This window comes from uncultured Campylobacter sp., from assembly GCF_963517995.1.
GTDB lineage: Bacteria > Campylobacterota > Campylobacteria > Campylobacterales > Campylobacteraceae > Campylobacter_A.
In genome coordinates, this window is sequence record NZ_CAUQHQ010000170.1 from 1 (window position 1) to 4,108 (window position 4,108).

The following is a 4,108-nucleotide window of genomic DNA, read 5'->3' on the forward strand; positions in this document are numbered from 1 at the left end:
ACTAACGAGCAGGGCGAATTTAGCTTTGCGATGCCGCTTGAGGGCTGGTGGGGATTTGCCGCGCTGATAGACGACGACCAAAAGATAAAACACGAGGGCAAAGAGTATCCCGTGGAGCTTGGAGCCGTCATCTGGGTGCAAACCAAAGAGTATAAATAATGCACATTAGCGAAGGCGTTTTAAAACCCGAAATCATCGTGCCTTGCTCGGCCCTTTGCGTTGTTTTGGTCTCAAGCTTGATTTACAAGCTTAAAACGAGCGAGATACCCAAAGTAGCGGCCGTCAGCGCGATGTTTTTTACGGCGTCTTTTATCCACATGCCTATCGGCGTTACGTCTATACATCTCGTGTTAAGCGGCCTTGCGGGGGCGTTTTTGGGTGCAAACGCGGTTTTGGCTATTTTCATCGCGCTGTTTTTTCAGGCCTTGCTTTTCGGTTACGGCGGCCTGAGCGCCCTTGGCGTAAATTTGCTGATCATCGCCTCTCCTGCGCTTCTTAGCCCCTATCTTTTAAAGCTCTCTTTCAAGCGATACAGGTCGTTTTTCTGGTTTCTAGTCGGGTTTTTGCCTATACTTTGTTCCTCGGTTTTGCTATCCTTGACGCTCGTTTTAAACGGTAAAGAATTCGCCCCCGTAGCCGCGCTCGTTTTTACTTCAAATTTAGCCCTTATGGCGCTTGAGGGGATCATCTCGCTTTTTGCGCTTTCTTTTATTTATAGGGTTAAAAAGGATCTTTTGATTTGCTAAAAATACTTTTGATCATGCTTTTTGCAAGCATCCTAAACGCGCACTCGCTAAAAGGCTTTGCAAAGCAGGAGGGCGAATTCGTCGAGGTAAAGAGCTATTTTTACGGTAATTCCCCTTGTAAAAATTGCCCCGTATCTTTCATAAAAGACGGCGCCCGTATCGCAAGCTCGCAAACCGACGAAAAGGGCTTTGCTAGGGTTAAAATCCCGGCTGACGAATTTGAAATCGTAATCGACGGCGGACTAGCGCACGAAAAAAGGATCAAATTTACCGCAAACAAAGACGAGCTAAAAAGCTCCAAAAATAACGCGTCAAGCGACGTCTCAAGCGTCAAATTTGACGAGAGCGAGGAGGATTTTAAGGCTTACGCGCTTAAATTTATCCTTGCGTTTGCCGGGATCGGGCTGTTTTTCGGCGGAATTTATCTGGTAAAAAGAGGCAAATGAACCTATCCGTTTTGCTGGTTTGCTTTACTTTTTTTAGCTTTAGAGTATCGCTTTCAAGCGGTACGGACGCTATTTTTATCGCGCCGGTGATCTTTTTGGCGATTTTAAATTTTAAAAATCTTTTTGAAATTTTAAAATCCGTTTTAAAACTAAATATTTTTATAATCTTAGTCGTTTTAAGCCTCGTTCTTTACGAAGAATACGCGCTTGCAAAGCTGATATTTATAAGGTCGAATTTGATCATACTTTTTGGGCGGCTCGCTTTTTATAGGAGCGATTATTTCAGTATCGCGCTTGCCGTTTCGTCGCTAAATTTAGGCGATAAGCTAACGGCGATTTTTTATTTTAGCGCTAAATTTACGGCCGATCTTAAAACGATATTTTTAAGGCTAAAAAAGACCCTGAAAGTTCGCGGATTTGAGCCTAAAACCTCGCTTTTTACCTATAAAATTTACGCAAATTTAGTCGCTATGCTTTTTTTGGAGGCGTTTTATAAGGCTAGCGTTCTTGAAAAAACCTTTGTTTGTAGGGGCTTTGAGGGCAAACTTTACGGAGCTAAAGGCCTCAAAATAGGCGCGAAAGACGCCGTTATAATCGCTTTAACGGCGTGTTGTTATATTTTTAGTTTAGGAGTCCTGATATGAGCTGCACGATAAGCCTAAAAAACGTCTGCGCCAAAATAGGCGAAAGAACGCTTTTTGAAAATCTAAATTTAAACGCGACGCACAAGGATAAAATCGCTCTCATAGGCCCAAACGGCTGCGGTAAAAGCACCTTGCTCGAGATAATGGCTGGGCTTAAAGCGCCCTCTTTGGGCTATATAGAGCTTTTTCACCATAAAATTTCAAATCTAGATGAGTATAAGCCGTTTCGCCGCGACGTAGGCTATCTTTTTCAAGAAAGCAACGATTGTTTCATCTGTCCTAGCGTACGCGACGACGTGATGTTTTCGCTACTTAGCCGCGGCGAGGACGAGGACGGCGCAAGTGCAAAAGCAGAGGAAATTTTACGCGAGCTTGAAATTTGGCATCTAAAAGACGAGATAGTGTTTAACCTCTCAGGAGGCGAGAAAAAGCTCGTCGCGCTAGCGGGGATACTGGTGGCTAAGCCTAAAATTTTACTACTTGACGAGCCTACGACCGCGCTTGATGCGCAGATGCAAGCAAGGATAGCCGCTATCTTAAAATCCCTCGACGTCACGCAGATAATCGTCTCTCACGACAAGGAATTTATAAGCGACGTAGCAAGCGCGATGTACCACCTAACTAAAAACGGACTAGAGCCGATATAAAATATTTTTATTTATACTTTTTTAAAAAAACTCCGAAAATAGTAAAATTTATCAATGTATAATGATATATTTCATAAAATTACTAAATTTTATTACAAAGGAGAATTTTATGAAAAAATTACTACTTATTTCTATCGCTGCCGCGGTTGCATTCGGCGGCGAAAATTTGCTCGTGGGCGCTGGCGGCGGATACAAAAAACCAGTCACTGAAGTGATAGAAAATCTCAAAAAAGACGGCGTACAGATCGAGGGCGCGTTTGCAAATTTGGGCCAGATAACCATCCAGGCAAAAGAGGGCAAGATGGCTGCGATCGTGGGCGACGAGGCGTTTTTAAAGAAAACGGGCCTTGATATAAAGGCCTATGAGCGCATCGGCAAGGGCGCACTCGTGCTAGTCACGCCAAAAGGCAAGCAGATAAAAGACGTATCTGAGCTAAAAAATCTCGCCAAAATCGCGATGCCCGACGCCAAAAAAGCGATCTACGGCGTGAGGACGACGGAGTTTTTGAAAAACTCCGGGTTAGAGGCCGATCTAGCGCCTAAGATGCTGCCGGTTGCCGGCGTACCGCAAGTAGTCGCCTACGTAGCAAACAGCGAAGTGGACGCGGGCTTTATCAACTCGACCGAGGCCGTGGCTAGAGAGGGCGAGTTTGGCAGCATGATCTATATCGATGAGGCGCTTTATAGCCCCGTTTTTATCTCTGCGGCAAAGCTTCCCGCGTGCGAAGGTAACGAGGCGTGCGCTAAATTTATAGACGAGATAAAAACTCCTCGCTCGAAGGAAATTTTCGCTAAATTTGGGCTAAAATAATTTAAATCGAGGGCTTTTAGCTCGGTTAAATTTACCGTCAAATTTCTGCTTTATGGGAGCGAAATTTGACGATTTTTACCGCTCAAATTTGACGTCGAATTTAACAAAACGCTAAATTTACTCGCTATATTTCGCTTGAGCAAAGAGCGAAATTTAACTCAAAAAAGGAAAAAATTGCAGGAACTTACCTGGCTCGTCCATCCGCTGCTTTTAAGCGCCAAAACGCTTGCCACGACCTTCGTGCTACTTCTATTTTTGGGGCTTGGCGCGGCTTATTTTTTGGCGTTTTACCGCGGTAGATTTAAGGCCGTTTTGGAAGCGGCTGTAATGTTTCCGCTCATTTTTCCGCCGATTGCTACGGGATTTTTACTACTTTACGTCTTGGGGCGAAACGGCGTGATCGGTAAGGCGCTAAATTTACAGATCGTTTTTAGCTTTTCAGCCCTCGTTATCGCTTCGTTTTTGGCGGGGTTGCCGCTGTTTGTAAAGCCCGTTCAAAGCGCGCTTGAAAGCCTGCCTAAAAGCCTAATCGAAGCAGGTCAAAGTCTAGGCAAAAATCGCTTTGAGATCGCCGTTTTTATCCTCATCCCAAACGTCTTTAAAAGCGTTGTTTCGGCGCTTGTTTTAGCCCTTGCTCGCGGCCTTGGCGAGGTCGGTATCACGCTGATGCTAGGCGGAAACATCGTGGGTAAAACCGATACGCTAGGTCTTGCGATCTACAATGCCGTGTATGACGGAGAGAACGAGCGGGCACTGATTTTAAGCGTTTTGCTCGTGATTTTCAGCTTGATTTTATTCTTCGCGATAAGTCTTT

At 44.7% G+C, this 4,108-nt stretch carries 6 protein-coding genes and 1 pseudogene; all 7 read left to right on the forward strand.

Annotated elements, in window-relative coordinates; all coding sequences use genetic code 11:
* Positions 1-159 (forward strand): annotated as a pseudogene (locus RYL88_RS11885) (DUF4198 domain-containing protein); the annotation flags it as partial.
* Complete coding sequence (cbiM, locus tag RYL88_RS11890) at positions 159-746, forward strand: cobalt transporter CbiM (RefSeq protein ID WP_314127508.1); 588 nt, start codon at positions 159-161, stop codon at positions 744-746. The pseudogene RYL88_RS11885 and the gene cbiM, both read left to right, overlap by 1 nt.
* Positions 740-1,192: a hypothetical protein gene (locus RYL88_RS11895; RefSeq protein ID WP_314991557.1), complete on the forward strand. Its 453-nt coding sequence runs from the start codon at positions 740-742 to the stop codon at positions 1,190-1,192. The genes cbiM and RYL88_RS11895 overlap by 7 nt, the downstream gene beginning before the upstream one ends.
* Positions 1,189-1,836, forward strand: coding sequence for a cobalt ABC transporter permease (locus RYL88_RS11900; protein ID WP_314991559.1), 648 nt, complete (start codon positions 1,189-1,191; stop codon positions 1,834-1,836). The genes RYL88_RS11895 and RYL88_RS11900 overlap by 4 nt, the downstream gene beginning before the upstream one ends.
* Entirely contained in the window at positions 1,833-2,483 is a 651-nt protein-coding gene (locus RYL88_RS11905; RefSeq protein ID WP_314991561.1) for an ABC transporter ATP-binding protein, read from the forward strand. Before RYL88_RS11900 ends, RYL88_RS11905 begins: the two co-directional genes overlap by 4 nt.
* Positions 2,484-2,592: 109 nt before the next feature.
* The gene (gene modA, locus RYL88_RS11910; RefSeq protein WP_314991563.1) at positions 2,593-3,294 is read left to right on the forward strand and encodes a molybdate ABC transporter substrate-binding protein; all 702 of its coding nucleotides are present in this window, start codon (positions 2,593-2,595) and stop codon (positions 3,292-3,294) included.
* Between the two features lie 174 nt (positions 3,295-3,468).
* Positions 3,469-4,108, forward strand: a 640-nt coding sequence (locus tag RYL88_RS11915; protein ID WP_314991564.1) for an ABC transporter permease subunit, incomplete at its 3' end; no start/stop codon positions are given.

What these genes read in the sequence shown, in the direction of transcription:
- cbiM (WP_314127508.1), top strand. Translation starts at nt 159, where the DNA reads ATGCACATTAGCGAAGGCGTTTTAAAACCCGAAATCATCGTGCCTTGC.
- RYL88_RS11900 (WP_314991559.1), top strand. Translation starts at nt 1,189, where the DNA reads ATGAACCTATCCGTTTTGCTGGTTTGCTTTACTTTTTTTAGCTTTAGA.
- RYL88_RS11905 (WP_314991561.1), top strand. Translation starts at nt 1,833, where the DNA reads ATGAGCTGCACGATAAGCCTAAAAAACGTCTGCGCCAAAATAGGCGAA.
- modA (WP_314991563.1), top strand. Translation starts at nt 2,593, where the DNA reads ATGAAAAAATTACTACTTATTTCTATCGCTGCCGCGGTTGCATTCGGC.